This window comes from Streptomyces sp. NPDC003284 (assembly GCF_053589675.1).
Genome location: NZ_JBSFSI010000006.1, coordinates 110,444 through 133,717, shown reverse-complemented (window position 1 = coordinate 133,717; position 23,274 = coordinate 110,444). Strand labels below are relative to the sequence as shown.

The 23,274-nt window shown below is 71.5% G+C and carries 19 protein-coding genes; 14 read left to right on the top strand and 5 right to left on the bottom strand.

The features are described from left to right. The 3 genes from secF to ACWDYF_RS15390 all read left to right on the top strand — a co-directional run bounded on the left by secF (position 1) and on the right by ACWDYF_RS15390 (position 4,380). Positions 1–1,125 carry a protein translocase subunit SecF gene (secF, locus tag ACWDYF_RS15400; protein WP_381737071.1) on the top strand — a complete coding sequence of 375 codons (1,125 nt, stop codon included), beginning with the start codon at positions 1–3 and terminating at the stop codon, positions 1,123–1,125. Continuing rightward, positions 1,122–1,661 (top strand): adenine phosphoribosyltransferase, encoded by a 540-nt coding sequence (locus ACWDYF_RS15395; RefSeq protein WP_381737072.1) that lies wholly within the window; start codon positions 1,122–1,124, stop codon positions 1,659–1,661. The genes secF and ACWDYF_RS15395 overlap by 4 nt, the downstream gene beginning before the upstream one ends. A 199-nt stretch (positions 1,662–1,860) precedes the next feature. Next, positions 1,861–4,380 carry a RelA/SpoT family protein gene (locus ACWDYF_RS15390; RefSeq protein WP_389464183.1) on the top strand — a complete coding sequence of 840 codons (2,520 nt, stop codon included), beginning with the start codon at positions 1,861–1,863 and terminating at the stop codon, positions 4,378–4,380. 120 nt (positions 4,381–4,500) lie between these two features. Here the strand turns inward: ACWDYF_RS15390 and ACWDYF_RS15385 are convergent, their stop codons facing one another. Both ACWDYF_RS15385 and ACWDYF_RS15380 read right to left on the bottom strand, forming a co-directional pair. Then, on the bottom strand, positions 4,501–5,730 hold the full coding sequence (locus ACWDYF_RS15385; protein ID WP_018570223.1) for a DUF349 domain-containing protein: 1,230 nt from the start codon (positions 5,728–5,730) through the stop codon (positions 4,501–4,503). Between the two features lie 138 nt (positions 5,731–5,868). After that, a complete protein-coding gene (locus ACWDYF_RS15380) occupies positions 5,869–6,693 on the bottom strand; it encodes a peptidylprolyl isomerase (RefSeq protein ID WP_018570222.1) in 825 nt (274 codons plus the stop codon). Between the two features lie 179 nt (positions 6,694–6,872). On the opposite strand from ACWDYF_RS15380, the gene ACWDYF_RS15375 reads away from it, so the two are divergent. Continuing rightward, positions 6,873–7,589 (top strand): MBL fold metallo-hydrolase, encoded by a 717-nt coding sequence (locus tag ACWDYF_RS15375; RefSeq protein ID WP_018570221.1) that lies wholly within the window; start codon positions 6,873–6,875, stop codon positions 7,587–7,589. Positions 7,590–7,600: 11 nt separating this feature from the next. After that, positions 7,601–8,863 carry a histidine--tRNA ligase gene (gene hisS, locus ACWDYF_RS15370; RefSeq protein WP_018570220.1) on the top strand — a complete coding sequence of 421 codons (1,263 nt, stop codon included), beginning with the start codon at positions 7,601–7,603 and terminating at the stop codon, positions 8,861–8,863. A gap of 102 nt (positions 8,864–8,965) precedes the next feature. Here hisS and ACWDYF_RS15365 read toward each other — a convergent pair whose 3' ends face one another. Next, positions 8,966–9,820 carry an ABC transporter permease gene (locus ACWDYF_RS15365; protein WP_389464185.1) on the bottom strand — a complete coding sequence of 285 codons (855 nt, stop codon included), beginning with the start codon at positions 9,818–9,820 and terminating at the stop codon, positions 8,966–8,968. Beyond that, positions 9,817–10,677: an ABC transporter ATP-binding protein gene (locus tag ACWDYF_RS15360; protein ID WP_389464187.1), complete on the bottom strand. Its 861-nt coding sequence runs from the start codon at positions 10,675–10,677 to the stop codon at positions 9,817–9,819. The genes ACWDYF_RS15365 and ACWDYF_RS15360 overlap by 4 nt, the downstream gene beginning before the upstream one ends. Positions 10,678–10,849: 172 nt before the next feature. Between ACWDYF_RS15360 and ACWDYF_RS15355 the strand changes: the two genes are divergently transcribed. The 3 genes from ACWDYF_RS15355 to rpsD all read left to right on the top strand — a co-directional run bounded on the left by ACWDYF_RS15355 (position 10,850) and on the right by rpsD (position 13,835). Beyond that, the gene (locus ACWDYF_RS15355) at positions 10,850–11,506 is read left to right on the top strand and encodes a vitamin K epoxide reductase family protein (RefSeq protein ID WP_018570217.1); all 657 of its coding nucleotides are present in this window, start codon (positions 10,850–10,852) and stop codon (positions 11,504–11,506) included. A 60-nt stretch (positions 11,507–11,566) separates the two neighbouring features. Continuing rightward, a complete protein-coding gene (locus ACWDYF_RS15350) occupies positions 11,567–12,922 on the top strand; it encodes a replication-associated recombination protein A (RefSeq protein WP_381737078.1) in 1,356 nt (451 codons plus the stop codon). Positions 12,923–13,220: 298 nt separating this feature from the next. Beyond that, positions 13,221–13,835: a 30S ribosomal protein S4 gene (gene rpsD / locus ACWDYF_RS15345; protein ID WP_018570215.1), complete on the top strand. Its 615-nt coding sequence runs from the start codon at positions 13,221–13,223 to the stop codon at positions 13,833–13,835. Positions 13,836–13,857: 22 nt separating this feature from the next. Here the strand turns inward: rpsD and ACWDYF_RS15340 are convergent, their stop codons facing one another. Continuing rightward, complete coding sequence (locus ACWDYF_RS15340) at positions 13,858–16,128, bottom strand: ATP-binding protein (protein ID WP_389464191.1); 2,271 nt, start codon at positions 16,126–16,128, stop codon at positions 13,858–13,860. Positions 16,129–16,301: 173 nt separating this feature from the next. Here ACWDYF_RS15340 and ACWDYF_RS15335 point away from each other — a divergent pair, with 173 nt between their 5' ends. The 6 genes from ACWDYF_RS15335 (at position 16,302) to ACWDYF_RS15310 (ending at position 23,026) form a co-directional block, all read left to right on the top strand. Continuing rightward, entirely contained in the window at positions 16,302–16,751 is a 450-nt protein-coding gene (locus ACWDYF_RS15335; RefSeq protein ID WP_173860802.1) for a DUF948 domain-containing protein, read from the top strand. A gap of 9 nt (positions 16,752–16,760) precedes the next feature. Continuing rightward, positions 16,761–17,120, top strand: coding sequence for a hypothetical protein (locus ACWDYF_RS15330; RefSeq protein ID WP_018570212.1), 360 nt, complete (start codon positions 16,761–16,763; stop codon positions 17,118–17,120). Beyond that, positions 17,120–19,792 (top strand): alanine--tRNA ligase, encoded by a 2,673-nt coding sequence (alaS, locus tag ACWDYF_RS15325; protein ID WP_389464194.1) that lies wholly within the window; start codon positions 17,120–17,122, stop codon positions 19,790–19,792. The genes ACWDYF_RS15330 and alaS overlap by 1 nt, the downstream gene beginning before the upstream one ends. A gap of 8 nt (positions 19,793–19,800) precedes the next feature. After that, positions 19,801–20,265 carry a Holliday junction resolvase RuvX gene (gene ruvX, locus ACWDYF_RS15320; protein WP_389464195.1) on the top strand — a complete coding sequence of 155 codons (465 nt, stop codon included), beginning with the start codon at positions 19,801–19,803 and terminating at the stop codon, positions 20,263–20,265. A 120-nt stretch (positions 20,266–20,385) separates the two neighbouring features. After that, the gene (gene mltG / locus ACWDYF_RS15315; protein ID WP_389464197.1) at positions 20,386–22,179 is read left to right on the top strand and encodes an endolytic transglycosylase MltG; all 1,794 of its coding nucleotides are present in this window, start codon (positions 20,386–20,388) and stop codon (positions 22,177–22,179) included. 19 nt (positions 22,180–22,198) lie between these two features. Further along, entirely contained in the window at positions 22,199–23,026 is an 828-nt protein-coding gene (locus tag ACWDYF_RS15310; protein WP_381737082.1) for a shikimate dehydrogenase, read from the top strand. Positions 23,027–23,274 lie beyond the last annotated feature (248 nt).

The window sequence follows — 23,274 nt, the reverse complement described above, 5'->3', positions numbered from 1 at the left end:
ATGTCCAAGCTCGGCAGCCTCGGCGCCCGACTCCACCGCGGCGAGGTCGGCTACGACTTCGTCAAGAACCGCAAGCTCTGGTACGGCATCTCCATCCTGATCACCATCACGGCCATCCTCGGCCTGGCGGTGCGCGGCCTGAACATGGGCATCGAGTTCCAGGGCGGAGCGGTCTTCACCACCCCCAAGCACATGACCGCCTCGGTCAGCCAGGCCGAGACGTTCGCGGAGGACGCCTCCGGGCACGACGCGATCGTGCAGAAGCTCGGCGACGGCAGCCTGCGCATCCAGATCGCGGGCATCGAGACCGGCAAGTCCGACGAGATCAAGGACGCGCTGGCCAAGGACCTGAAGGTCAACCCCGAGCAGATCAACGCCGACCTGGTCGGCCCCAGCTGGGGCGAGCAGATCGCCAACAAGGCCTGGCAGGGCCTGGCGATCTTCATGGTCCTGGTCGTGATCTACCTGGCGATCGCCTTCGAGTGGCGCATGGCCGTCGCCGCCCTGGTCGCCCTGATCCACGACATCACCATCACCACCGGTATCTACGCCCTCGTCGGCTTCGAGGTCACCCCCGGTACGGTGATCGGTCTGCTCACCATCCTCGGTTACTCGCTCTACGACACGGTCGTCGTCTTCGACAGCCTCAAGGAGCAGACGAAGGACATCACCAAGCAGACCCGCTGGACCTACAGCGACCTCGCCAACCGCTCCATCAACGGCACCCTGATGCGCTCCATCAACACCACCGTGGTGGCGCTGCTGCCGGTGGCGGGCCTGCTGTTCATCGGCGGCGGCGCGCTCGGCGCGGGCATGCTCAACGACATCTCGCTGTCGCTGTTCGTCGGCCTGGCCGCCGGCGCGTACTCCTCGATCTTCATCGCCACGCCGCTCGTCGCCGACCTCAAGGAGCACGAGCCGCAGATGAAGGCCCTCAGGAAGCGCGTCCTGGCCAAGCGCGCCCAGGCCGCCGCCGAGGGCACCCCGGTGACGGCCGAGGGCACCACGGACGACGGGTCCTACGACGACGACGCCGAGGACGCGGCCCCCGCCGTGGTCGGCCCGCGCAACCAGCCCGCCGCCCGCAGCCGGGGCCGGGGCCGTCCCTCCGGGAAGCGCCGATGACCGACATCCGGGAACTGCTGCTCAGCCGGATCCGCGACGTCACCGACTACCCGGAGCCGGGGGTGGTGTTCAAGGACATCACCCCGCTGCTCGCCGACCCGGCGGCCTTCTCCGCGCTCACCGAGGCACTGGCGGAGATCGCCACCCGCCAGGGCGCGACCAAGGTCGTCGGCCTGGAGGCGCGCGGCTTCATCCTGGGCGCCCCGGTCGCCCTGCGCGCGGGCCTCGGCTTCATCCCGGTGCGCAAGGCGGGCAAGCTTCCCGGAGCCACCCTCCGCCAGGCCTACGAGCTGGAGTACGGCTCGGCCGAGATCGAGGTGCACGCCGAGGACCTGACCGCCGCCGACCGCGTCCTGGTCGTCGACGACGTCCTCGCCACCGGCGGCACCGCCGAGGCGTCGCTCCAGCTCATCCGCCGCGCGGGCGCCGGTGTCGCCGGTGTCGCGGTCCTGATGGAGCTGGGCTTCCTCCAGGGCCGCGCCCGCCTGGGCACCGCCCTGGACGGCGCCCCGCTGGAGGCGCTGCTCCAGGTCTGAGCACGGCGCACGCACGTCCGCGTATCGCTCGTACGACGGCGCACGGGACGGGCCCGGAGGAATCCGGCGCCCGTCCCGTGCGTTTTCCCCGGTGAACGGCCCGCGCACCGGGCTGAAGGCGATCCGGGAGCCCGGAATCGCTACCATGGGACCTCCGGGAGCCTGACCGGGGCACCCGGATCGCGCACGAGGAGTCCTCTTGCCAGACGAGGCCCAGCCACTGACCGCCGCCAAGCCCGAGTCCGCCTCGGCAGCCGCGGCGAAGCCCGCGCCGAACGCGAAGGACGCGAAGAACGACACCCGCGGCCCGGTCGAGCGCGTCTCGTCCGCGCCCGTCGAGAAGTCCGCCGAGTCCGTGCGCCCCAAACCGGCCCCTCCCGTGCGCGCCGCCGGCGGCCAGCCCGCCCGCTCCGGCTCCTCCAACCGCGTCCGCGCCCGCCTGGCCCGCCTCGGCGTCCAGCGCGCCAACCCGTACAACCCGGTCCTGGAGCCGCTGCTGCGGATAGTGCGCAGCAACGACCCCAAGATCGAGACGGCCACCCTGCGCCAGATCGAGCGCGCCTACCAGGTCGCCGAGCGCTGGCACCGCGGCCAGAAGCGCAAGAGCGGCGACCCGTACATCACGCACCCGCTCGCCGTCACCACCATCCTCGCCGAACTCGGCATGGACCCGGCCACCCTCATGGCCGGGCTGCTGCACGACACCGTCGAGGACACCGAGTACGGCCTGGACGACCTGCGCCGCGACTTCGGCGACGTGGTCGCCCTGCTCGTCGACGGCGTCACCAAGCTCGACAAGGTGAAGTTCGGCGAGGCCGCGCAGGCCGAGACCGTGCGCAAGATGGTCGTCGCCATGGCCAAGGACCCGCGCGTCCTGGTCATCAAGCTCGCCGACCGCCTGCACAACATGCGCACCATGCGCTACCTCAAGCGCGAGAAGCAGGAGAAGAAGGCGCGCGAGACCCTGGAGATCTACGCGCCGCTCGCCCACCGCCTGGGCATGAACACCATCAAGTGGGAGCTGGAGGACCTCGCCTTCGCGATCCTCTACCCCAAGATGTACGACGAGATCGTCCGCCTGGTCGCCGAACGCGCCCCCAAGCGCGACGAGTACCTGGCGATCGTCACCGACGAGGTCCAGTCGGACCTGCGCGCCGCCCGCATCAAGGCCACCGTCACCGGCCGCCCCAAGCACTACTACAGCGTCTACCAGAAGATGATCGTCCGCGGCCGCGACTTCGCGGAGATCTACGACCTGGTCGGCATCCGTGTCCTGGTCGACACGGTCCGCGACTGCTACGCCGCCCTCGGCACCGTGCACGCGCGATGGAACCCGGTCCCCGGCCGGTTCAAGGACTACATCGCGATGCCCAAGTTCAACATGTACCAGTCGCTGCACACCACGGTCATCGGCCCCAACGGCAAGCCCGTCGAACTACAGATCCGCACCTTCGACATGCACCGCCGCGCCGAGTACGGCATCGCCGCGCACTGGAAGTACAAGCAGGAGGCCGTCGCCGGTGCCTCCAAGGTCCGCACGGACGCGCCCCGGTCCACCGGCAAGGCGGGCAAGGACGCGGCCATCAACGACATGGCCTGGCTGCGCCAGCTCCTCGACTGGCAGAAGGAGACCGAGGACCCGGGCGAGTTCCTCGAATCACTGCGCTTCGACCTCTCCCGCAACGAGGTCTTCGTCTTCACGCCCAAGGGCGACGTCATAGCGCTCCCGGCCGGTGCCACCCCGGTGGACTTCGCCTACGCCGTCCACACCGAGGTCGGCCACCGCACCATAGGAGCACGGGTCAACGGCCGCCTCGTCCCGCTGGAGTCCACCCTGGACAACGGCGACCTGGTGGAGGTCTTCACCTCCAAGGCGGCCGGTGCCGGGCCCTCCCGCGACTGGCTGGGCTTCGTCAAGTCGCCGCGTGCCCGCAACAAGATCCGCGCCTGGTTCTCCAAGGAGCGCCGCGACGAGGCGATCGAGCAGGGCAAGGACGCCATCGTCCGCGCCATGCGCAAGCAGAACCTGCCCATCCAGCGCATCCTGACCGGCGACTCGCTGGTCACGCTGGCGCACGAGATGCGCTACTCGGACATCTCCGCGCTGTACGCGGCGATCGGCGAGGGCCATGTCTCGGCCCAGAACATCGTGCAGAAGCTCGTCCAGGCCCTCGGCGGCGAGGAGGCCGCCACCGAGGAGATCGACGAGAGCATCCCGCCCGCCCGCGGGCGCGGGCGCAAGCGCCGCTCCAGCGCCGACCCGGGTGTCGTCGTCAAGGGCGTCGACGACGTATGGGTCAAACTGGCCCGCTGCTGCACACCGGTGCCCGGCGACCCGATCATCGGGTTCGTCACCCGCGGCAGCGGGGTCTCGGTCCACCGCAGCGACTGCGTCAACGTGGACTCGCTCTCCCGCGAACCCGAGCGGATCCTGGACGTCGAGTGGGCGCCCACCCAGTCCTCGGTCTTCCTGGTCGCCATCCAGGTCGAGGCCCTGGACCGCTCCCGACTGCTCTCGGACGTCACCCGCGTCCTGTCCGACCAGCACGTCAACATCCTGTCCGCGGCCGTCCAGACCTCCCGCGACCGCGTCGCCACCTCACGGTTCACCTTCGAGATGGGCGACCCCAAGCACCTGGGACACGTCCTGCGCGCGGTGCGCGGCGTGGAGGGCGTCTACGACGTCTACCGCGTCACATCGGCCCGCAACCGGTCCTAGCCGCCCCAGCGGCCTCCCGGGCACCCGGAGCACCGGAGTGCCGGGGAGGCGGCGGCAGACGGCGAGAGGGCCCCGTACGGCGTGTACGGGGCCCTCTCGCCGTCTGTCTGCGTGCCGCGCTCAGCCGCCGAACTCCTGGAGGCCCTTCAGGGCCTGGTCCAGCAGCGCCTGGCGGCCCGACAGCTCCTTGTCCAGCTTGTCGGCCCGCGCGTTGTTGCCCTGCGCCCGCGCCTGCTCGATCTGGCCCCGCAGCTTGTCCACGGCGGCCTGGAGCTGACCGGTCAGACCCTCGGCACGCGCGCGTGCCTCCGGGTTCGTCCGGCGCCACTCGCTCTCCTCGGCCTCCTGGAGGGCCCGCTCGACCGTGTGCATCCGGCCCTCGACCCGCGGGCGGGCGTCCCGCGGCACATGGCCGATGGCCTCCCAGCGCTCGTTGATCGAACGGAAGGCGGCACGGGCGGTCTTGAGATCACCGACCGGCAGCAGCTTCTCCGCCTCCTCGGCCAGCTCCTCCTTCAGCTTCAGGTTCTCCGACTGCTCGGCGTCCCGTTCGGCGAAGACCGAGCCGCGCGCGGCGAAGAACACGTCCTGGGCACCACGGAAGCGGTTCCACAGGTCGTCCTCGTGCTCGCGCTGCGCACGCCCCGCGGCCTTCCACTCCGCCATCAGCTCGCGGTACCGGGCCGCCGTGGCACCCCAGTCCGTCGAGCCCGACAGCGCCTCGGCCTCGGCGACCAGCCGCTCCTTGGTGCGGCGCGCCTCCTCGCGCTGCGCGTCCAACTGCGCGAAGTGCGCCTTGCGCCGCTTGGAGAACGCCGAGCGCGCGTGCGAGAAGCGGTGCCACAGCTCGTCGTCGGACTTGCGGTCCAGGCGCGGCAGCCCCTTCCAGGTGTCCACCAGCGCGCGCAGCCGCTCACCGGCCGCCCGCCACTGGTCGGACCCGGCCAGCTCCTCCGCCTCGGTGACCAGCGCCTCCTTGCTGTGCCGCGCCTCGTCCGCCTGCCGGGCGCGCTGCACCTTGCGCTCCTCGCGCCGCGACTCGACGGTCTCGACCAGCTTGTCCAGGCGGGTGCGCAGGGCGGCCAGATCGCCGACCGCGTGATGCGCGTCGACCTGCTCCCGGAGGTGGTCGACGGCGGCCTGGGCGTCCTTCGCCGACAGATCGGTGGTGCGTACGCGCTTCTCGAGGAGGCCGATCTCGACCACCAGGCCCTCGTACTTGCGCTCGAAGTAGGCCAGTGCCTCATCGGGGGAGCCGGCCTGCCAGGAACCGACGACCTGCTCGCCCTCGGCCGTCCGCACGTACACGGTCCCCGTCTCGTCGACGCGGCCCCACGGGTCGCTGCTCACAGCGCCTCCTCCACATGATGCCTGCGGGGGGCTCTGGAGGCTCCCCCGGGCATCGTCCACAGTTTCGTCACGGCCAACATAGGCGACCAGCGGGTTTCCTGTCCGCATCCAGCGCCACCGAAATCGCGCGGTTGACGGTCAGGACTTCGTGACCGTGGCCTTGTTGATCACGACCGTCGCGTTCGGGGCGCCGTCGCCGGCGCCCGAGTTCTCACCCGCGGCGGCGATCTTCTTCAGCACCGTGAGACCCGACTCGGAAATCGTACCGAACGGTGCGTAGTTGGGCGGCAGCTGGCTGTTCTGGTACACGAGGAAGAACTGGCTGCCCCCGGTGTGCTTCTGCCCGGTGTTCGCCATCGCGACCGTGCCCGCCGGGTAGACGTTGCCCTTGAGGCTGGTGTCCTTGAGGTTCTCGTCCGGGATCGTGTAACCGGGGCCGCCCGTGCCCGTGCCGGTCGGGTCGCCGCACTGGAGCACGTAGATCCCGTTCGTGGTGAGCCGGTGGCACTTCGTGTGGTCGAAGAAGCCCTTCCCGGCCAGGAAGTCGAACGAGTTCACGGTGTGCGGCGCGGCGGACGCCTTCAGCGACATGTCGATGTCACCGCACGTCGTGGCGAGCTTCATCGTGTACTTCGCCGACGTGTCGATCGACATCGCCGGCTCCTTCTTCCAGCTCAGCTTCGCCACCGAGCCCGCGGCCGGCTTCGCGCACGGGTCCGCCGCCTTGGGGCTGGCCGACGGGCTCGCGGAGACGTCCGCGCTCGCGTTCGCCTTGTCGTCCTTGTCGCTCTTGAGGGCCCCGGTCGAGTACAGCGCGACACCACCGATGACGACCACGCCGAGCACCGACGCGATCACGGAGTTGCGCGTGCGTGCCTTGCGCCGCGCGGCGGTGCGCCGCTGCTGCTGCCGCAAGAACTTCTCCCGGGCGAGCTGACGCCGCCGCTGCTCCTGGCTGACCACCGGGTTCTCTCCTCATGCGTCTGGAATGTCGACCGGCACCCGCGCGGCCGGTGAGCCGGTCGCCCGTGTGTGCCCCGTACCGTATATGGGTTCGCTGAGGATCCGGCAGCGCCGGTAGTCTCTGACCGCGGGCGCAGTCACCCGATGCCCGCCCGTATCGACACAAACGAAGGACGATCGTGCTCATTGCCGGGTTCCCCGCCGGGGCCTGGGGGACGAACTGCTATCTCGTCGCCCCCGCCGCCGGTGAGGAGTGCGTGATCATCGACCCCGGCCACCAGGCCGCCCAGGGTGTCGAGGAAGCACTGAAGAAGCATCGGCTCAAGCCCGTCGCCGTCGTCCTCACCCATGGCCACATCGATCATGTGGCCTCGGTCGTCCCCGTGTGCGGCGCGCACGGCGTACCGGCCTGGATCCACCCGGCCGACCGGTACATGATGAGCGACCCCGAGAAGGCCCTCGGCCGTTCCATCGGGGCGCCGCTGATGGGCGAGCTGACCGTGGGCGAGCCCGACGACGTCGAGGAGCTGACCGACGGCGCGAAGCTGGAGCTGGCCGGTCTGGAGTTCTCCGTCGCGCACGCCCCCGGCCATACCAAGGGGTCGGTGACCTTCCGGATGCCCGAGGCCGCGGACATCCCGCCGGTCCTCTTCTCCGGGGATCTGCTCTTCGCCGGCTCCATCGGACGCACCGACCTGCCCGGCGGTGACATGGCCGAGATCCTCGACTCGCTGGCCCGCGTGTGCCTGCCGCTCGACGACTCGACCGTGGTGCTGTCCGGCCACGGCCCCCAGACGACCATCGGCCAGGAGCGCGCCGCCAACCCGTATCTGCGGCAGGTGGCCGCCGGCCGCCGCGAGCACGGCGCCGGCGAGGCTCCCCGACGAGGAATGTGACGAGAGACTTCGTGAGCACCTTCAAGGCCCCCAAGGGCACGTACGACCTGATCCCCCCGGACTCCGCGACCTACCTGGCGGTCCGCGAGGCCATCGCCGCCCCGCTGCGCAACTCCGGCTACGGGTACGTCGAGACGCCCGGCTTCGAGAACGTCGAGCTGTTCGCCCGCGGTGTCGGCGAGTCCACCGACATCGTGACCAAAGAGATGTACGCCTTCGAGACGAAGGGCGGCGACCAGCTCGCCCTGCGTCCCGAGGGCACCGCCTCCGTGCTGCGCGCCGCCCTGGAGGCCAACCTGCACAAGGCGGGCAACCTCCCCGTCAAGCTCTGGTACTCCGGCTCGTACTACCGCTACGAGCGCCCGCAGAAGGGCCGTTACCGCCACTTCTCGCAGGTCGGCGCGGAGGCCATCGGCGCGGAGGACCCGGCCCTGGATGCCGAGCTGATCATCCTCGCCGACCAGGCGTACCGCTCGCTGGGCCTGAGCGACTTCCGCATCCTGCTCAACAGCCTCGGCGACAAGGAGTGCCGTCCGGTCTACCGGGCCGCCCTCCAGGACTTCCTGCGCGGCCTCGACCTGGACGAGGACACGCTGCGCCGGGCGGAGATCAACCCGCTGCGCGTGCTCGACGACAAGCGTCCCGACGTGCAGAAGCAGCTTACCGACGCCCCGCTGCTGCGCGACTACCTGTGCGACGCCTGCAAGACGTACCACGAGGAGGTGCGCGAGCTGATCACGGCGGCGGGCGTCTCCTTCGAGGACGACCCCAAGCTCGTCCGCGGCCTGGACTACTACACCCGCACCACCTTCGAGTTCGTCCACGACGGCCTCGGCTCGCAGTCCGCGGTCGGCGGCGGCGGCCGCTACGACGGCCTGTCCGAGATGATCGGCGGCCCCGCGCTGCCCTCGGTCGGCTGGGCGCTCGGTGTGGACCGCACCGTCCTGGCCCTCCAGGCGGAGGGCGTCGAACTCCGCCTGCCCCCTGCCACCAGCGTCTTCGCCGTCCCGCTCGGCGAGGAGGCGCGCCGGGTGCTGTTCGCCAAGGTCACCGAGTTGCGCAAGGTGGGCGTCGCGGCGGACTTCTCCTACGGGCACAAGGGCCTCAAGGGAGCGATGAAGAACGCCAACCGCAGCGGCGCCCGTTTCACCCTGGTCGCCGGTGAGCGCGACCTCGCCGACGGCGTCGTCCAGCTCAAGGACATGGAGTCCGGCGAGCAGACGGCGATCGGCGTCAACGAGATCGTGGCGGAGCTGGAGTCGCGGCTCGGCTGAGCGGCCGGAGGAGCGCGCGGCGGGCGCCGGGAGCCTCGACGGGCACCCGGCGCCCGCCGCCGTCGCGGCGGCACGACCGCACGGGCCGCGCCGCCGTCCCCGTCAGCCCCTACGCCGGTCCTTCCAGCGGAACGTCAGCAGGCACAGCACCAGCCCGCCGGCGCACCAGGCCGCCAGCACCAGCGCGATCCGTCCGAACTCCCAGGAGCCCGCCTGCTCCAGCACCCGGGCCGAGTCGGGCAGGAACACCCCGCGCAGGCCCTGGCAGAGCCACTTGAGCGGGAAGAGGGCTCCGATGTCCAGCATCCAGTCCGGGATGGTGCTGACGGAGATGTACACCCCGGAGACGAACTGGAGCACCAGGAACGGCAGGACGACCACGGAGGTGGCACTCTTCGCCGACCGGGGCACCGAGCTGATCGCGATGCCCAGCAGCGCGCACCCGGTCAGACCGAGCACGAAGATCCAGGCGAAGTGGAACCAGCGGACCGCGTCCGTGGGCAGGTCGACACCGTAGAGCGTCGTCCCGACGAGCAGCAGGACCGCCGTCTCCAGGACCCCGGTGACCAGCACCAGCCAGATCTTGCCCAGGAAGTAGGCGGCCGGAGGCATGGGCGTGCCGCGCAGCCGGCGCAGCGCCTTCTCGTCCCGCTCCACGGCGATCGAGACGCCCAGCGACTGGAAGCTCGTCGACATGATGCCCGACGCCATCATCGCGGGGACGTAGAGCTGCGAGGCGGTGATGCCGGTGCCCTGGACGGCGTCGTGGAAGATCGAGGCGAACAGGAACAGGAAGACCACCGGGAAGGCGAAGGTGAACACCACCTGCTCGCGTTGCCGGAAGAACTGCTTGATCTCCAGGGCGCCCCGGGCCAGTCCCAGTCCCCACGCCCCCGGCGGCCGCGCGTCCGCGCCGCGCGCCAGAGTCCCTTCACCGGGGGCCGCGGTGGTGGTCATCGGGTGTTCTCCTGTCCGGTCAGCCGGAGGTAGACGTCCTCCAGGGTGGGGCGGCTCACCCGGAGCCCGGGTATCTCGCCGTCGAAGCGGTGCATGAGCCCGGCGACGGTCCTGGTGGGCGTCTCGGTCCGCTCGGTGCGCGCGGTGCCGTCGTGCTCGGTCCACTCCACGGTGGCGCCGGTGCCGAAGCGTGCGCGCAGGGCGGCCGAGGTGCCCTCGGCGACGATCCGGCCGCCGGCCACCACCGCGAGCCGGTCGGCGAGCGCCTCGGCCTCCTCCAGGTAGTGCGTGGTCAGCAGGATCGTCGTGCCCTCGGCGGCGAGCTGCCGGATCAGGTCCCAGAACTGCCGCCGGGCCGCCGGGTCGAACCCGGTCGTCGGCTCGTCCAGGAGCAGCAGCTCGGGGCCGCCGATCACGCCGAGCGCGACGTCCAGCCGGCGCCGCTGCCCGCCCGAGAGGGACTTGATCCGGCTGTCCGCCTTCGCCTCCAGACCGACCAGCGAGATCACCTCGCCGGGGTCGCGGGGCCGGGGGTAGTAGCGGGCGAAGTGGCGCACGGTCTCGCGGACCGTCAACTCGGCGGGCGCGGATTCGTCCTGCCAGACGATCCCGACGCGGGAGCGCCACGCGCGCGTGCCGGTCGCCGGGTCCGACCCGAGGACGGTGACCTCTCCGGCGTCCCGTGAGCGATGGCCCTGGAGGATCTCCACGGTGGTGCTCTTGCCCGCCCCGTTGGGTCCGAGCAGGCCGAAGACCTCGCCCTTCTCGATGCCGAGATCGATCCCGTCGACCGCGGTGACGTCCCCGTAGCGCTTGCGCAGCCCCCGTACGGCCACCGCGAGTTCGTTCGATGTCATGCCCAGAGCGTCACCCGGAACGGTGGCTTCCGGGGAGATTTCGCGTTCTTCGGCGTTCTTCGGCGTTCTTCCTCGTTCTCCTTATCTCCAGCGAACGGTGGGCACCCGGGTGTGTGCGGCACAATGGCCCTGCCCGAAGAAGGTCCAACTCTCAAGTGACGGAATCGGCGTGATGAGCAAGACGACAGTCAGGGACGTCTCGACGGATCCCGGCCCGCAGTCCGCGGCACCCGGACCGCGCACGGCGGGCGGCAGCCGTGCCTTCGCGCTGCTGCTGGTGATCACCGGTGCCGCCGGTCTGCTCGCCGCCTGGGTCATCACGATCGACAAGCAGAAGATCCTCGAGGGCAAGCTGTCCGGCAAGACGTTCACGCCGAGTTGCAGCATCAACCCGATCATCTCCTGCGGCAGCGTCATGGAGAGCAAGCAGGCCGCCGTCTTCGGGTTCCCCAACCCGATGCTCGGTCTGGTCGCCTACGGCATCGTCATCTGCGTCGGCATGAGCCTGCTCGCCCGCGCCCGTTTCCCCCGCTGGTACTGGCTGACCTTCAACGCCGGCACGCTCTTCGGCGTGTGCTTCGTCACCTGGCTCCAGTTCGAGTCGCTGTACCGGATCAACGCGCTGTGCCTGTGGTGCTCGCTGGCCTGGGTCGCCACGATCACCGCGTTCTGGTACGTCACGTCGTTCAACGTGCGCAACGGCTTCCTGCCCGCCCCGCGCCCGCTGAAGACGTTCCTGAGCGAGTTCACCTGGGTGCTGCCGGTGACCCACTGCGGGATCATCGCCATGCTGATCCTGACCCGCTGGGGCAGCAGCCTCTGGGCCTGAGCGGCCCCGGCGGTGCACGGCCCCGGCGGCGTTGTCAGTGGGGTGCCATAGGGTTTCCGTGTGGAGCCCGACCTGTTCACCGCCGCCGCGGAAGACCGCCAGGAGAAGGATCCGGCCGCCAGCCCCCTCGCGGTCCGGATGCGCCCGCGCACCCTCGACGAGGTGGTGGGCCAGCAGCACCTGCTCAAGCCCGGCTCGCCGCTGCGCCGCCTCGTGGGCGAGGGCGCGGGCGGTCCCGCGGGACCGTCCTCGGTGATCCTCTGGGGCCCGCCCGGCACCGGCAAGACCACCCTGGCGTACGTCGTCTCCAAGGCGACCAACAAGCGCTTCGTGGAGCTGTCCGCGATCACCGCGGGCGTCAAGGAGGTCCGCGCGGTCATCGACGGCGCCCGCCGCGCCTCCGGCGGGTACGGCCAGGAGACCGTCCTCTTCCTCGACGAGATCCACCGCTTCAGCAAGGCCCAGCAGGACTCCCTGCTCCCGGCGGTCGAGAACCGCTGGGTGACCCTGATCGCCGCCACCACGGAGAACCCGTACTTCTCGGTGATCTCCCCGCTGCTGTCCCGCTCCCTGCTCCTCACGCTCGAACCGCTCACCGACGACGACGTGCGCGGTCTGCTGCGCCGTGCCCTCGCCGCCGAGCGCGGCCTGAAGTCCGCCGTCGCCCTCCCCGAGGACACCGAGGACCATCTGCTGCGTATCGCCGGCGGTGACGCGCGCCGCGCGCTGACCGCCCTGGAGGCCGCCGCGGGCGCCGCTCTGGACAAGGGCGAGGACGAGATCTCCCTGACCACGCTGGAGGAGACCGTCGACCGGGCCGCGGTGAAGTACGACCGCGACGGCGACCAGCACTACGACGTCGCCAGCGCCCTGATCAAGTCCATCCGGGGCTCGGACGTCGACGCGGCCCTGCACTATCTGGCCCGGATGATCGAGGCGGGCGAGGACCCCCGGTTCATCGCCCGCCGGCTGATGATCTCCGCCAGCGAGGACATCGGCCTGGCCGATCCGAACGCGTTGCCCCTGGCGGTCGCCGCCGCCCAGGCCGTCGCCATGATCGGCTTCCCCGAGGCGGCCCTCACCCTCAGCCACACCACCATCGCCCTGGCCCTGGCCCCCAAGTCCAACGCCGCGACCACGGCGATCGGCGCCGCCCTCGCGGACGTGCGCGGGGGCCTGGCCGGATCGGTGCCGCCGCATCTGCGGGACGGGCACTACAAGGGCGCCGCCAAGCTCGGCCACGCCCAGGGGTACGTCTACCCGCACGACCTGCCCGAGGGCATCGCCGCCCAGCAGTACGCGCCGGACGCCCTCAAGGACCGCGAGTACTACACCCCGAGCAGGCACGGCGCGGAGGCGCGGTACGCGGACGCGGTGGAGTGGACCCGCAAGCACCTCGGTCGGAAGGGGCCGTGAGCACCCTGTAGACTGCCTCGAAGTGCCGAGTCCCGTGCCGTCAGAGCGGGACAGCCGGCCGGAGCCCGGACCGTCGAGGACCGGCTCAAGGAGCGTCGCGCACCGTCGAACGGTGTCGCGGGCAGCCCACCACCACCCGGGATCCCGGGACGGTCGGTGGGCCACTCGCGTGCTGCACGTATGTGCCCAGACCAGGGAAGCGGCTGCCCGGCAGTCCCTCAGGGACCGACGGGTTCTCCCAGGCTGCGGATGCGACCTCCGTAACCCTGACAAGCCGAGAACTACGAAATGAGAGACAGTGGCGAACCAGTCCCGCCCCAAGGTCAAGAAGTCGCGTGCCCTCGGCATCGCGCTGACCCCGAAGGCCGTCAAGTACTTCGAGGCCCGTCCCTACCCGCCGGGTGAGCACGGCCGCGGTCGCAAGCAGAACTCGGACTACAAGGTCCGTCTGCTGGAGAAGCAGCGTCTGCGCGCGCAGTACGACGTGTCCGAGCGCCAGCTCGTCCGCGCCTACGAGCGTGCCTCCAAGGTCCAGGGCAAGACCGGTGAGGCCCTGATCATCGAGCTGGAGCGCCGCCTCGACGCGCTGGTCCTGCGTTCGGGCATCGCCCGCACGATCTACCAGGCCCGCCAGATGGTCGTCCACGGCCACATCCAGGTGAACGGCCAGAAGGTCGACAAGCCGTCCTTCCGCGTCCGCCCCGACGACGTCGTGCAGGTCCGCGACCGCTCCAAGGAGAAGACGCTCTTCACCATCGCCCGTGAGGGCGGCTTCGCCCCCGAGGGCGAGACCCCGCGTTACCTCCAGGTGAACCTCAAGGCCCTGGCGTTCCGCCTGGACCGTGAGCCGAACCGCAAGGAGATCCCGGTGATCTGCGACGAGCAGCTCGTCGTCGAGTACTACGCCCGCTGATCCCAGCAGGCCGCGCGGTACCTCAGCCCGCCGTCTCCCCGCCCTTCCGGGTGGGCGAGGCGGCGGGCTGCCGCGTGTGCGGGCTCTCGCTCCCGGCCCGCCCGCGCGGATTCGGCAGCGCCCGCAGCGGCCGCCGTCCCGCACGGCCCAGGGCCCGTGCCACGGCCGCCTCCCGGCCCAGCCCGGCCCCCTCGCGCACCCGCGCCTCGTAGCGCGCGTCGCCCAGCCGCTCGCGGGCCCGTGCCTCGCACAGCTCGTGCGGCGCGTTGTAGTGGACCGAGCCGAACAGCCGCAGCCCCACCGAGGCCCACATGCCGCCCGCGGCCCCCTGGAGCACCGCGGCCTCCGCCGCGTCGCCCTCGCTGACCGTCACCAGCGCCAGCAGCTCCACCGCCAGCACCGAACCGAGCAGGTCGTGGAAGCCGTGGGTGTCGGTGAGGCAGTCGACCAGCAGATCCCGGGCGTACCCCAGCCTCCCCTCGTGCCAGGCGGCGAACGCCAGCACGTACAGCGCGTAGGCGCGCGACCAGCGCTCCCCGTGGTCGTCGCAGACCCGGCGGACGTCCTCGCACAGCCGCACCGCGTCCGCCAGGTCGCCCTGGAAGGCGCGGGTCATCGCCAGTTCGACCTGGCCCATCAGCACCGTGCTGTTCAGCTCGCCGATCTCCCGGTAGCGCTCCAGCGCCGAGCGCAGCAGCCGCTCCGCGCGTTCCATGTCGTCCGTGACCAGGGCCAGACAGCCCGTGCGGTGCTCCGCGTAGGCCAGCGCCGTCGCGCTCGCCGCGGACTCGGCGACGTCGCGGCACTCCTGGAGCGCGGCCAGCGCGGGCCCGGTGTCGCCCTGGAGGATCGCCACGTACGCGAGCACCCACAGCGCCTTCAGCCGGGACGGCTCGTGGCCGCCGTCCAGCGCCACGGCGCGCGCCAGCCAGTGCCGGCCCTCGGCCAGCCGCCCGCACCCGGCCCAGCAGAACCACAGGCAGCCCGCCAGGTACTGGGCCAGGCGCGCCTCGCCGGGGCCGGTCACGCAGTACTCCAGGGCGCTGCGCAGATTGGGCAGTTCCGTCTCGATGCGCGCGGCCACCTCGGTCTGCCGGGGCGAGAACCACTCCAGTTCGCACCAGGTGGCCAGGCCGACGTACCAGTCGCGGTGGCGGCGCCGCAGCCGTTCGGCGTCCCCGGTGGCGGCCAGCCAGCCGGCGCCGTAGGCGCGGACCGTGTCCAGCATCCGCAGGCGCGGCCCCGCGGCGGTCTCCTCGCGCGCCACCACGGACTGCGCGACCAGCTCGCCCAGCACGTCCAGGACGTCGTCGGCGGGCAGCCCGAGGCCGCCGCACACGTACTCGGCGGCCTCCGGGTCGAACGGCCCGGTGAACACCGAGAGGCGCGCCCACAGCAGGCGCTGCTCGGGTGTGCACAGCTCGTGGCTCCAGCCGATCGCGGTGCGCAGTGTCCGGTGCCGGGGCAGGGTGTCGCGGGGGCCGCCGGTGAGCAGCCGGAACCGGTCGTCGAGCCGTTCCAGCAGCCGGGCCGGGGGCAGCGTCCGCAGCCGCCCCGCCGCCAGTTCCACCGCGAGCGGGAGCCGGTCCAGGCGGCGGCACACCTCCCGCACCGCCGGGTCGGCGGCCTCGACACGCACGCCGTGCTGGGCGGCCCGCGCGATGAGCAGCCGGACCGCCTCGTCCTCGGCGGGCGGATCCAGCGGGAACAGCCGCTCACCGGCCACCCCGAGCGGCTTGCGCCCCACGGCCAGGACCCGTACCTGCGGCACCCGCCGCAGCAGCTCCGCGACCAGGTCGGCGCAGGCGTCGGCCAGGTGCTCGAACCCGTCGAGCACCAGCAGCAGCCGCGGCCCGGCGGCGGCACGGGTCCCGTCCGCCCCGTCCGTCTCGCCCGGCCCGGCGAAGCCCAGGACCCGGGGGAGGGCGAGCAGCGTCTCGCGCGGGGTGCGCGCCGTGTGGTCGGTGAGGTCCAGCGCCTCCACCACGGCGTGGTCGACGAGGTCCGCGTCCCGCAGCGGTGCCAGGTCCACCCGCGCCCAGGCGCGCGGCGCCTCCGGATCCGCCCCGCCGTGCCGTGCGCCGTCCGCCGCCCAGCGCGCCGCGGCCCGCGCCGCGAGCCGCGACTTGCCGACCCCGCCGGTGCCGGTCACCGTCACCAGCCGGGCGGCGCCGAGCGCCCGCGCGAGCGCGCCGAGTTCGGCGCGGCGGCCCACGAACGCGTCGGGCTCGGCGGGCGGGCCGGCCGCCGCCCCGCACCACCGCGGCGGCCGGCCGGACGTCGGATCAGGCATGGCGTCTCGCATGGGACACGGAGCGTACTGAAACGTAATCACTCCGTACAATCGCCGGCGGCGGCCGGTCGCGCGCCGGGGGTAATCGGGTACGGAGCCCCACCCGTGTCGCGATAGGCTCGGTGCACGACTTTCTCGATGTTCTCGAAGTTCAGGCACGTTTCAGGGAGCGGGTGCGCACAGTGTCCGGTGGTGAGGTGGCCGGGATCCTGGTGGCCGTGTTCTGGGCGATCCTGGTCTCCTTCCTCGCCGTCGCGCTGGCGAGGCTGGCCCAGACGCTCAGGGCGACCACCAAGCTCGTGGCGGACGTGACCGACCAGGCGGTCCCGCTGCTGTCCGACGCCTCCCAGGCGGTGCGTTCGGCGCAGACCCAGATCGACCGTGTCGACGCGATCGCCTCCGACGTCCAGGAGGTCACGTCGAACGCGTCCGCGCTGTCGACCACCGTGGCCTCCACCTTCGGCGGCCCGCTGGTCAAGGTCGCCGCCTTCGGCTACGGCGTGCGCCGGGCCCTGGGCGGCCGCAAGGAGGACGTGCCCGCCAAGGCGTCGAGGCGTACGGTGATCGTGGGCCGCACCGTCCCGGCCGCGCGGCGGGGGAAGCGGAACAACCGGGAGAAGTAAGGACTAGCGATGTTCCGCCGTACGTTCTGGTTCAGCACAGGTGTCGCCGCCGGTGTGTGGGCCACCGCCAAGGTCAACCGCAAGCTGCGGCAGCTGACCCCCGAGAGCGTCGCCGCCACCGCGGCGAACAAGGCTCTGGAGACCGGCCACCGGATCAAGGACCGCGCGGTGGGCTTCGCCCTCGACGTCCGCGACAACATGGCCCGGCGCGAGGCCGAACTCGGCGAGGCGCTCGGCCTCGACGCCCCCGTCGACCGTGAACTGCCCCCGTCCCGGCGGCTCGCCGCCATCGAGAACCACCACAGCCCGAAGTACGTCGAGGGATCGACGTACCCGACGTACTCGTACAACCGGAATGAGGACCACTGATGGAGTCGGCTGAGATCCGCCGCCGCTGGCTGAGCTTCTTCGAGGAGCGCGGGCACACCGTCGTCCCTTCGGCGTCGCTCATCGCGGACGACCCGACTCTGCTCCTCGTCCCGGCCGGCATGGTGCCCTTCAAGCCCTACTTCCTGGGCGAGGTCAAGCCGCCGTTCCAGCGCGCCACCAGTGTGCAGAAGTGCGTGCGCACGCCGGACATCGAAGAGGTCGGCAAGACCACCCGGCACGGCACGTTCTTCCAGATGTGCGGCAACTTCTCCTTCGGCGACTACTTCAAGGAAGGCGCCATCAAGTACGCCTGGGAGCTGCTCACCAGCCCCCAGGACAAGGGCGGTTACGGCCTCGACCCCGAGCGCCTGTGGATCACCGTCTACAAGGACGACGACGAGGCCGAGCGCATCTGGCACGAGGTCGTCGGCGTGCCCCGCGAGCGCATCCAGCGCCTGGGCATGAAGGACAACTACTGGTCCATGGGCGTCCCCGGCCCCTGCGGCCCCTGTTCCGAGATCAACTACGACCGCGGCCCCGAGTTCGGCGCCGAGGGCGGCCCCGCCGTCAACGACGAGCGGTACGTGGAGATCTGGAACCTCGTCTTCATGCAGTACGAGCGGGGCGAGGGCATCGGCAAGGACAACTTCGAGATCCTCGGGGACCTGCCGAGCCAGAACATCGACACGGGCCTCGGCCTGGAGCGGCTCGCCATGATTCTGCAGGGCGTGCAGAACATGTACGAGATCGACACCTCCATGGCCGTCATCAACAAGGCCACCGAGCTGACCGGTGTGGCCTACGGCGACGCCCACGCCTCGGACGTCTCGCTGCGGGTGGTCACCGACCACATGCGCACCTCCGTGATGCTCATCGGCGACGGCGTCACCCCGGGCAACGAGGGCCGCGGCTACGTGCTGCGCCGCATCATGCGCCGCGCCATCCGCAACATGCGCCTGCTCGGCGCCACCGGCCCGGTCGTCAAGGACCTCGTCGACGTCGTCATCGGCATGATGGGCCAGCAGTACCCGGAGCTGGTCACCGACCGCGAGCGCATCGAGAAGGTCGCCCTCGCCGAGGAGAACGCCTTCCTGAAGACGCTCAAGGCCGGCACCAACATCCTGGACACCGCCGTCACCGAGACCAAGCGGTCCGGCGGCGCGGTCCTCTCCGGCGACAAGGCGTTCCTGCTCCACGACACCTGGGGCTTCCCGATCGACCTCACCCTGGAGATGGCCGCCGAGCAGGGCCTCTCGGTGGACGAGGACGGCTTCCGGCGCCTGATGAAGGAGCAGCGGGAGCGGGCCAAGGCCGACGCCCAGGCCAAGAAGACCGGCCACGCCGACATGGGCGCCTACCGCGAGATCGCGGACAGCGCCGGCGAGACCGACTTCATCGGCTACAGCGCCACCCAGAGCGAGTCCACGGTCGTCGGCATCCTCGTCGACGGTGTCTCCTCCCCGGCCGCCACCGAGGGCGACGAGGTCGAGGTCGTCCTGGACCGCACCCCGTTCTACGCCGAGGGCGGCGGCCAGATCGGCGACACCGGCCGCATCAAGGTGGACACCGGTGCCGTCATCGAGGTCCGCGACTGCCAGAAGCCCGTCCCGGGCGTCTACGTCCACAAGGGCGTCGTCCAGGTCGGTGAGGTCACGCTCGGCGCCAAGGCCCAGGCCACCATCGACGTGCGCCGCCGCAAGGCCATCGCCCGCGCCCACTCGGCCACCCACCTGACCCACCAGGCGCTGCGCGACGCGCTCGGCCCGACCGCCGCCCAGGCCGGTTCGGAGAACCAGCCCGGCCGCTTCCGCTTCGACTTCGGTTCCCCCTCCGCCGTGCCGACGGCCGTGATGACCGACGTCGAGCAGAAGATCAACGAGGTGCTCGCCCGCGACCTGGACGTGCACGCCGAGGTCATGGGCATCGACGACGCCAAGAAGCAGGGCGCCATCGCCGAGTTCGGCGAGAAGTACGGCGAGCGGGTCCGGGTCGTCACCATCGGCGACTTCTCCAAGGAGCTGTGCGGCGGCACGCATGTGCACAACACGGCCCAGCTCGGCCTGGTGAAGCTGCTCGGCGAGTCCTCCATCGGCTCGGGCGTGCGCCGGATCGAGGCGCTGGTCGGCGTGGACGCCTACCACTTCCTGGCCCGTGAGCACACGGTCGTCGCCCAGCTCCAGGAACTGGTCAAGGGCCGTCCCGAGGAGCTTCCGGAGAAGGTCTCCGCCATGCTCGGCAAGCTGAAGGACGCCGAGAAGGAGATCGAGAGGTTCCGCGCGGAGAAGGTTCTCCAGGCCGCCGCCGGTCTGGCCGAGTCCGCCAAGGACGTGCGCGGGGTGGCCGTGGTCACCGGTCGGGTGCCGGACGGCACGACCCCGGACGACCTGCGCAAGCTGGTCCTCGATGTGCGCGGGCGCATCCAGGGCGGCCGGGCCGCGGTGGTCGCCCTGTTCACCGTGAACAACGGCAAGCCGCTCACGGTCATCGCCACCAACGAGGCCGCGCGCGAGCGCGGTCTGAAGGCCGGTGACCTGGTGCGCACGGCCGCCAAGACGCTCGGCGGCGGCGGTGGCGGCAAGCCGGACGTCGCCCAGGGCGGCGGCCAGAACCCGGCCGCGGTCGGCGACGCGGTGGCCGCGGTGGAGCGGCTCGTGGCGGAAACGGCCAAGTGAGCGCAGCGATGAGGAGAGGCCGCCGGCTCGCCGTCGACGTCGGGGACGCCCGGATCGGGGTCGCGTCCTGCGACCCCGACGGGATCCTCGCCACACCGGTGGAGACGGTCCCCGGCCGGGACGTCCCGGCCGCCCACCGCCGGCTGCGCTCGCTCGTCCAGGAGTACGAACCCATCGAGGTCGTCGTCGGTCTGCCCCGCTCCCTCAAGGGGGGCGAGGGCCCGGCGGCCGTCAAGGTCCGCGCCTTCGCGGGGGAGTTGGCCAAGGGCATCGCCCCGGTGCCGGTCCGCCTGGTGGACGAGCGGATGACCACGGTGACGGCGAGCCAGGGACTGCGGGCGTCCGGGGTGAAGTCCAAGAAGGGACGCTCCGTGATCGACCAGGCCGCCGCGGTCGTCATTCTCCAGCAGGCCCTGGAATCCGAACGGGTGTCAGGCAGAGCACCCGGCGAGGGCGTCGAAGTGGTCATCTGATCGCGGTACGGTAACGTTCCGCGCGATGCGGCGGTCCTCGAACGGCCTCCGCACGGCAAGAGGCGGAACAGAAGCGGGCGTCACGCATCGTGACCACCGCCTCGCGGCGCTAGGGGATCGATGACTGAGTATGGCCGGGGCCCGCACCCCGAACCGTGGCATCCGGAGGACCCGTTGTACGGGGACGGCGGATGGGGAGGTCAGCAGGTCCCCGCGGACCCGCAGTCCCCCTACGGCGGCCTGCCCCAGCACCACCCCCAGGCGCCGCACCAGCACCACGACCCGCAGGCGCAGCAGCACCACGGCGGCTGGGCCCAGGCGCCGCAGCCCGGCTACGACGGGCAGTACCCGCAGTACGGGCACCAGCCCACCGGACAGTCCCCGCACTACGACCCGCACCACGATCCGCAGGGCGGCCAGCCGCACTACGACCCGCACGCCCCGCAGACCGGCCAGTCCCCGGGCCAGTACCAGCAGGGCGGCTGGGACGGCACCGGAGCGCACGCCCAGCAGCCGTACGGCAACGACCCCGTCGACCCGTACGGCGGACAGTCCCTGGCCTACGGCCAGGAACAGCATGATCTCTACGGCACTCCCGAGGCCTACCCGCCCCCGGAGCCGCCGAACCGCAGAAGTCCCGAACCGGAGCCGCGGACCGACTGGGACCCCGAGCCCGATCCGGCCCAGGAGGAGGACCACGCCTTCTTCGCGGGCGGTGGCGGGGACGACGAGGACACCGACGACGATCCGGACGCCGACGCACCCGGGCGCGGCCGGGGCCGCGGTGAGCGCACCGGACGCGGCGGCAAGGGCCGGTCGGGCAAGGCCGGCCGGAAAAGACGCAACGGCTGTGCCTGCCTGGTCGTCGTCGCGGTGTTCGGCGGCGGCATCGCCGGCGTCGGCTACTACGGCTACCAGTTCTACCAAAATCGTTTCGGCGCGGCGCCCGACTTCGCGGGCAGCGGCAACGGCGAGCAGGTCACGGTCGTCATCCCCAAGGGCGCCGGCGGATATGTGATCGGCCAGGAGCTGAAGAAGGCCGGTGTCGTCCAGAGCGTCGACGCCTTCGTCTCCGCCCAGGCCGCCAACCCCGACGGCAAGCAGATCCAGGACGGTGTCTACACCCTCCAGAAGCACATGTCCGCCGCGAGCGCCGTGCAGCTGATGCTCAGCCCCAAGAGCCGCAGCAACCTGATCATCGCCGAGGGCTCGCGCAACACGGCGGTCTACTCGCTGATCGACAAACGCCTCGGGGTGCCCGACGGCACCACGGCGAGCACGGCGAAGAAGGACTACAAGAAGCTCGGGCTGCCCGAATGGGCACTGAACCACGCCGACCTCAAGGACCCGCTCGAAGGGTTCCTCTTCCCCTCCAGCTACGCCGTCGCCAAGGGCCAGCAGCCCGAGGACGTGCTGAAGGACATGGTGGCGCGGGCCAACGAGCGCTACACCGCGCTGGGCCTGGCCAAGAAGGCGCAGGGCCTCGGGCTCGACGGCCCCTGGCAGCTGCTCACCGTGGCGAGCCTCGTGCAGGCCGAGGGCACCAGCCACGACGACTTCCGCAAGATGGCCGAGGTCGCCTACAACCGCCTCAAGCCCGGCAACACGCAGACCAACGGCAAGCTGGAGTTCGACTCCACGTACAACTACGTGAAGAACCAGAGCAAGCTCGATCTGTCCATCGCCGAACTGCGCAAGTACAACAACCCGTACAACACGTACTACGTCACCGGCCTGCCCCCCGGGCCCATCGACAACCCCGGCGAGGAGGCGCTGAAGGGCGCCCTCGACCCGACGGACGACGGCTGGTACTACTTCATCTCGATGGACGGCAGGACCAGCAAGTTCACCAAGACACTCGCCGAGCACGAGAAGCTGGTCGACGAGTGGAACCTCTCCAAGAAGAGCCAGTGATCTCCAAGAAGAGCCAGTGATGACGTCATCCCGCCGGGCCGCCGTACTCGGTTCGCCCATCGCCCATTCCCTCTCCCCGGTGCTGCACCGCGCGGCCTACGCCGAGCTGGGGCTCACCGACTGGTCCTACGACCGGTTCGAGACCGACGAGGCGGCCCTGCCGGGCTTCCTCGAAGGACTCGGGCCCGAGTGGGCGGGACTGTCGCTCACCATGCCGCTGAAACGTGCCGTCATCCCGCTGCTCGACGAGATCAGCGACACGGCGGCCTCCGTCGAGGCGGTCAACACCGTCGTCCTGACCGAGGACGGCCGCCGCACCGGCGACAACACCGACATCCCGGGCATGGTGGCCGCGCTGCGCGAGCACGGCATCGAACAGGTCGACTCGGCGGCGGTGCTCGGCGCCGGGGCCACCGCCTCCTCCGCGCTGGCCGCCCTGGCACGCGTCTGCACCGGCGAGGTCGTCGCCTACGTCCGCAGCGGCGCCCGCGCCGCCGAGATGCGCGGCTGGGGCGAGCGGCTGGGCGTCGAGGTCCGCACCGAGGACTGGTCGCGGGCCGGACAGGCGCTGACCGCCCCGCTCGTGATCGCCACCACCCCGGCCGGTACCACCGACGCCCTCGCGGCGGCCGTACCCGAACGGCCCGCCGCCCTCTTCGACGTGCTCTACGACCCCTGGCCCACCCCGCTGGCCGCCCGCTGGTCCATGGTGGGCGGCGCCGTCGTCAGCGGCCTCGACCTCCTCGTCCACCAGGCGGTCCTCCAGGTCGAGCAGATGACCGGCCGGGCCCCGGCCCCGCTGGAGGCCATGCGCCGGGCCGGTGAGAAGGCCCTGGCGGACCGCTGACCCCCTGACCCCCGGATCACCCGCCCGCTCGCTCACCTGTCCGCCCCTGCCGAACGCGCCCCGATCGCCCCGCCGGGGCGCCGCCCGGTGCGGTGTCCGAGGGCGCTGACACGGCCGCTGACGCGAGCGCTGACAGCCGGATCCCCCCAGCCCGTCCGCCGGGCGGGACGGGGCTCCCGGGCCGGGCGGCGCGTCCCGGCTCCGGGGCGCCCCGGGCGTGCTCCGGGGCGGTCGCGGCGGGTGGGAGG